The 6,160-nt window shown below is 40.8% G+C and carries 7 protein-coding genes; 3 read left to right on the forward strand and 4 right to left on the reverse strand.

Annotation, left to right across the window (positions count from 1 at the left end; all coding sequences use genetic code 11):
* Nucleotides 1–172: 172 nt before the first annotated feature.
* Nucleotides 173–565, reverse strand: coding sequence for a VOC family protein (locus FC65_RS08125; protein WP_010498240.1), 393 nt, complete (start codon nucleotides 563–565; stop codon nucleotides 173–175).
* 218 nt (nucleotides 566–783) lie between these two features.
* Between FC65_RS08125 and FC65_RS08130 the strand changes: the two genes are divergently transcribed.
* Nucleotides 784–1,578, forward strand: a complete 795-nt coding sequence (locus FC65_RS08130) for an aldo/keto reductase (protein WP_056972267.1) — start codon at nucleotides 784–786, stop codon at nucleotides 1,576–1,578.
* A 201-nt stretch (nucleotides 1,579–1,779) separates the two neighbouring features.
* Here FC65_RS08130 and FC65_RS08135 read toward each other — a convergent pair whose 3' ends face one another.
* Nucleotides 1,780–2,262 (reverse strand): Dps family protein, encoded by a 483-nt coding sequence (locus tag FC65_RS08135; RefSeq protein ID WP_010498243.1) that lies wholly within the window; start codon nucleotides 2,260–2,262, stop codon nucleotides 1,780–1,782.
* A 373-nt stretch (nucleotides 2,263–2,635) separates the two neighbouring features.
* On the opposite strand from FC65_RS08135, the gene FC65_RS08140 reads away from it, so the two are divergent.
* On the forward strand, nucleotides 2,636–3,745 hold the full coding sequence (locus FC65_RS08140) for a polysaccharide pyruvyl transferase family protein (RefSeq protein WP_010498245.1): 1,110 nt from the start codon (nucleotides 2,636–2,638) through the stop codon (nucleotides 3,743–3,745).
* A 205-nt stretch (nucleotides 3,746–3,950) separates the two neighbouring features.
* Here FC65_RS08140 and FC65_RS12490 read toward each other — a convergent pair whose 3' ends face one another.
* Together FC65_RS12490 and FC65_RS12495 are read right to left on the reverse strand one after the other, a co-directional pair.
* The gene (locus FC65_RS12490) at nucleotides 3,951–4,604 is read right to left on the reverse strand and encodes an ABC transporter ATP-binding protein (RefSeq protein ID WP_235803108.1); all 654 of its coding nucleotides are present in this window, start codon (nucleotides 4,602–4,604) and stop codon (nucleotides 3,951–3,953) included.
* A 35-nt stretch (nucleotides 4,605–4,639) separates the two neighbouring features.
* Entirely contained in the window at nucleotides 4,640–5,083 is a 444-nt protein-coding gene (locus FC65_RS12495; protein ID WP_235803109.1) for an ABC transporter ATP-binding protein, read from the reverse strand.
* Between the two features lie 127 nt (nucleotides 5,084–5,210).
* Here FC65_RS12495 and FC65_RS08150 point away from each other — a divergent pair.
* Nucleotides 5,211–6,160, forward strand: a 950-nt coding sequence (locus tag FC65_RS08150) for an ABC transporter substrate-binding protein (RefSeq protein ID WP_056972268.1), incomplete at its 3' end; no start/stop codon positions are given.

Consider the following 6,160-nt stretch of genomic DNA (forward strand, 5'->3'; position numbering starts at 1 on the left):
GCTTAACTAACTTCAACAACAAGTCGCTAAAACCACGATTTCTTGTTAAAGTCCGTTAATGCTCAGCTTCTGCTCGCATTTCTCCACCTTGTTATAAAAAAAGTTACTTCTATTGGGCTTCAACTTTGCTTTTGCTGATGTCCGCTAGAAGTAACTTTTTTGCTTGTGTTTTTTATTTATTGGAATAGGTTGCGATCTCGATCAGGTTTTGGTCATAGTCATGGATATAAATCGAAGTCATTTGACCTTCAGATCCATTGCGCTTAACTGGTCCTGCAACAATGTCGACAAAATAGCTTTTAAGATGGTTCATAATATCATCAGCCTTATCTTTGACAACGATGCACAGGTCAGTGCTGCCACTCGTTGGGGCTGATGCTTGTAATTTTACAGGCTGATCGATCTGGCGCAAGCGGATCAACTGATGGCCGCAACGAATTGTTTTTGTTCCTGCGGTACTTTGTTCCGGGAGCTCTTGCATATCAAACACTTCATGATAAAAGCGAAAAGCCTGCTCTAAATTATTGACGGGTAAAACAATATGGTCTAAACGACTAACTTTCATTTTTTGACAACTCCTATATTTCTTACAAAATCATTTCCATGATTATTATAACAATCTCAGTTGTAGATTAACATAGTTTGAAGCCACTGCTGTCAGTTAGTTTGTGTAAGTCAAAATTAGGTGACTATAAAATTTTCACACCTGTAAGTGAGTCCTTTTACTTGACGAAACTTTTAATTTTGTTTTTACAATTAGCGAAATAAGAGGAGGCATAACAGATGGAGAATATCAAGTTAAACAATGGTGTAAAGATTCCACAATTAGGACTTGGCGTGTTCCAGATCGAGGATGATAAGGTGCTCAAGCAGGCCGTTTTAGCCGCAATTAAGGCTGGTTATCGTCATTTCGATACGGCTACCTTATATCGTAATGAGCAGGCTTTAGGTGAGGCATTAGCCGAATCCGGGATAGCACGTGATGATTTGTTTGTCACATCGAAAGTCTGGAATACTGTGACAACTTATGATGGGACTAAGCAAGCTTTTGCAGACAGTTTGAAGAAATTGAACATGGATCATTTGGGCCTGTACTTGATCCACTGGCCAAAAGAAGGCTACTTAGAAAAATGGCGTGCACTGGAAGATCTATATTCACAAGGCTTAGTACGTGCGATCGGAGTTTCTAACTTTGAGAAGAAAGACCTCGACACACTGTTGGCACATGCTCGAGTTAAGCCGGCAGTTGATCAGGTTGAAACACATCCTTATTATCAACGGCCAGAATTACATGCCTTGTTGAAAGATCTAGGGATTGCTTATGAGTCTTGGAGTCCCTTGGGACGTGCTAAAAATGGCGCACTGCAAGATCCACTCTTGCAAAAAATTGGTCAGAAGCATAATAAAACGGTCGCTCAGGTCATTATTCGGTGGCATTTGCAAAAGGGTGAGATCGTGATTCCTAAATCGACCCATGAACAGCGGATCTTTGAAAACAGCAATGTTTTTGATTTCGCTTTGTCAGCTGATGAAATGAAGCAGATCGAAATTTTGGATAAGAACGAATCAATGAATTAAATTACTTGCTGGTCCAGAAGTTTTGAGGTTGCACCCTGTAGCCTTGAAAAATCAGCAAGTTCATAGATTTAAGTCACGCTGGGGTTGAAATTGAAAACAAAAAGTTACTAAAAAATGAGATGCGGAAAATCGTTTGTGATTTTCTCCATCTCATTTTCAGTATTAAAGCTATTTTTAAAATTATGTTAACAAGAGTTCAGCTTAATCCTTGTCAAATGGTCCTTGATCAAGGTAAGCATTCAGCATCCAAATTTTCTTATCGATGTCGCTCTTGAAGCCGTTGATCATATCCTGTGTTGGCTGATCATTTTCTTCATCGGTAATATCGATGGCTTTTTGGAACTGATCTCTAACATATCTGAACTGATCGACTAAACGTTGCATTAACTCTGGCAATGTGTACTGACCGTAGTCGATTTTTTCGTCAGGTAAGCCGGTGTTTTCGATAAACTCATGTGTTGTGGCAAATGGTGCACCGTTTAAGGCGATCAAACGTTCAGCAACTTGGTCCAGCTCGTCAGCAAATGCTTCGTTGAATTCATCCATCTGTGGGTGCAAATTAAAGAATTGCTTGCCCCGCATATACCAGTGAACTTGGTGAACGTTGGTTTGGATCTGTTCCAAATCAGCGACCAGTTGGTTCAGTTGTGCACGTGTCTTAGGATAATCATATTTTTGATTCATAAATAATAACTCCTCCTTAAATATTGGTGATCCTCTTACATCTTCATTATATGATTAATGTTTGCGAAATCAAGTAAATACTCTTTAAATTTTAGTGTTTTATAATATTTATAAATGAGTTCGCTAAATGTTTTAGATATAGGAGTAGATTTTTTAAATTCAAATATACAAATGATCTTTTTACGGTATTTTAAAGGAAGTTGTAGTACTAGCTGGGTGGTACTTGCGGGTCCGTACCAGTGGAATTACTTTAAATGAATACGTTATAATTAACTTGTGATGAAAAATACTTTTAACATCTTAATGGACGTAATAAAATGTAAAACTTATTTTAGTGAGACAAAGAAACTTGTTGTCAAAGGAGTGGATTTTTATGTCAGTTGATATGGATAATAAGTTGAGTCAATGGAATTTGGATTATACACAAGGAAAATTAAGCCTGACAGAACTTTTGTCACGGTTGCCTCAACACCAGCAACGCTTTTTTATGTTCGGGATCCCGACTTATAATAATTTAGGCGACCAAATGATCGGTTTCGCGCAGAAACTTTTTTTCCGGCGTAATTTTCCGCAACTACTTTATATTGAGATCACTGAACCGCAGACAGATCAAGCGATAGCTGAACTTCAAAAACAACTTCGCCCCAGCGATATGATCGGCTTTATCGGGGGAGGGAATGTTGGGAGTTATTACTTGAACCATGAACGTGCACGCCGCAAAGTTTTCAGCACTTTTATCGATAATTTGACGGTCTCATTTCCACAATCAGTCAACTTTAATGAGAACAGCCGGCAGGGGCAAAGGGAGTTAGGGTTAAGCCAGGAAGCCTATGGTAAGAATCCTAACTTGACCTTGTGTGCTCGTGAGACTCAAACGTTTCGCCGTTTTCAGCGCTATTTCGATAATAATGTTCTCTTCACGGGTGATATGGTGCTCTCGCTAGACCCCTTGCCTGGAAGAGGAAAACACGATGGCGTACTAATGATCATGCGCCACGACGATGAAAAGGTGACGGGTGATGATCCGTTGGACAAAATTACCACAGTTTTAGAGGAGTCTGATAGGTCTGTTTATCAAACTGATACAGTCGTGCCTTTTAAAGTTGAGGATGGTCAAGAAGACGACCCTAGCAGATCGACCTTGAAATTAAACGAACGCTGGCAATTATTTACGAATAAATTAGACGAGATCCGTGCCGCTAAAGTTGTGGTGACTGATCGCTTGCATGGGATGATTTTTTCAGTCATTACGCAAACCCCGGTCTTGGTGTTTGACAATAGCTATGGCAAGGCCAGCACATCTTATCATAACTGGTTCGCTGACCTAAATTATGTCAGACAGACCAACGATACCAGTCCAGAAAATGTGCTTAAAAACATTGAAGAATTAGAAAATATCAAACGAGTGGATCCATTAGAATTTGACCATAGTTATGATGCGTTGCTTAATCTGATCAACAGCCATTTGGTTGAAGAAGCTTGATATTTTCAGAGAGTTTTTAAGTTAAATCATTTGCCTAAAATTATTGATTATATTATTCTACAGTCAGATACTGAGAGGTAACTATGATATGCATCGCTCAAATAGGCTGAGGCTAGGAAAAATTTATTCCTCAACCTCAGCCTATTTTATTTTTGATTTATTGTATGCGTTTTCTTGCTATCGATTTATTCAAACGTTTGCCAAGCTAATGATCTTTATTAGCATACATGCGTTGGCCGGTTTCAGCATCGAAAAAATAAAGATCTTCTGGTGCGACTTGCAGCGTGACTTGCCGGTCATGCGGACTGCCTTTGATCTTACGTTCCAGTTGTGAAACGATGCTGCGCTCATGAGCTTCCAAATACAACAAAGTATATGCACCCATGTATTCAGCGTAATGCAACTGCGCTTTGAAGGTGAATTTTCCGTGCGGCTGTTCCTGACCTTCTTCAGCTGGCGTCAACGGGCTGGTCTTTTCAGGACGGAAGCCGACAAATATTTCCTGGGTTTCTTTTGGGATCAGCTCTTTTGCAATCAAAGCGGAAAGATCATAACTTGTTTCGCCGACCTTGAAGTGTGCCTCAGGATCAAGAAAACCGCGGAAAATGTTCATGCTGGGAGAGCCGATGAACCTGGCTACGAAAATATGATGCGGATCATCGTAAAGGTCGGCGGGCGACCCGGATTGCATGATGATCCCGTCGCGCATCACGATGATCTTATCCGCTAGGGCCATCGCCTCGGCTTGGTCATGGGTGACATATAAAGTTACTGTTCCAAGTTGCCGGTGTAAGTCGATAATATCTTGGCGAGTCTTAACTCTTAGCTTAGCATCCAGGTTTGACAGCGGTTCGTCCATTAAAAAGATCTCTGGGTCACGGACCATCGCCCGACCTAAGGCGACCCGCTGACGTTGCCCCCCCCTGAAAGCTGAGCCGGTTTTTGTTCAAGATAATCTGTCAATTGCAATTTGTCAGCTGCTTGTTCAACTTTTTCTTGGATCGTCTCCTTATCTTGCCTGGCGATCTTGAGGTTGTAAGCCATATTTTTAAAAACTGTCATGTGCGGGTATAAGGCATAATCCTGAAAAACCATTGCCACATTGCGCTTTCTCGGATCGATCGTGTCGAAACGCTGGTCATCGACCATGACTTGTCCTTTGGTGATCTCTTCTAAACCGGCAAAACAGCGCAGCAAAGTAGACTTACCGCAACCTGAAGGACCGACAACAGCAACAAACTGTTTATCTTCGATACTTAAATTAATATCTTTTAACGTATAATCCGACTGATTTTCATATTGTTTATATAAGTGTTTGATCTCGATTTTTGCCATCATTGGTGTCCACCTTTCAAATTATGGGCTTTACTGATCCATTAGAAATGAGTGAGACTTTGCTGGACTACTGAAAAGACTATTTCTTTTTGAGAGTTATGTGCCAAGATACAACAAGGAGGGCTGACCTATGCGAAAGTTGAAATGCTTACTAGTTTTATTACTAGTTATTGTAACACCATTTTTGTTATCTGCCTGCAAATCTGCTGAGTCTCCCAACTCAACACAAGATAAAAAAGTAACTATTAACTTTTTTAACCAAAAACCAGAGATCACGACGCAGTACCAAAAGTTGATCAAAATGTATGAAAAGAAACATCCAAATGTTTCTGTCCAGTTAACAACTTCTGGGCAAGGCGGTGGTGCAGCTGCTTTGCAATCTAAGTTCTCTTCAGGAGAAGCACCTGATATTATCATGCTGGGCGGTTTGCCTGAAATCGACCGCTACAAGGAGCACTTATTGACTTTAAAGGACATGTCAGCCACTAAGAATACCTTACCGCGTTTGATTTCAGGCGGAATGACTGAAAAACATCGCTTGGTAGGGATTCCCGTTGACTTGGAGGCCTATGGGGGGGTCATTAACAAGGAGGTTTTTCAAAAAGCAGGGATCGATCCAAATCGGATCCATAATTACGCAGAGTTTGTCAGTGCTGCCCAAAAAATCGATGCTCAAAAAGACAAGTTAAGACTACAGGGTGTTTTCGGTTTTAACGGCGCAGACACCAATTCGATTACCTCGATGTCAGCCCAGTTCACATCTGACTATTATAAAAATGATCAAGTCAAAGCCTTTGACAGCAAGAAATTCCCGTGGACTAAAGAGGAACGAATGAAACAGTATTTGCAGCTAGTCAAGCAATATAGTGTTAAACCGATCTTATCTGTTAAGTACGATGAGTCGATCCAAGATTTGCTGTTTAACGGTAAAGTGGCCATGATCCCGCAAGGTAATTGGGTCATCCCGACTTTAGACGGATTGCAAAAAGGCTGGGTCCAACAAAAAATGGGGATGCTGCCCTATTATGTCAAAGACGATGGGTCAGATGAATTGCTGACTGGGTCGTCGTGGTATCTGGG

Origin of the sequence: Ligilactobacillus acidipiscis DSM 15836, from assembly GCF_001435755.1 — a bacterium.
GTDB lineage: Bacteria > Bacillota > Bacilli > Lactobacillales > Lactobacillaceae > Ligilactobacillus > Ligilactobacillus acidipiscis.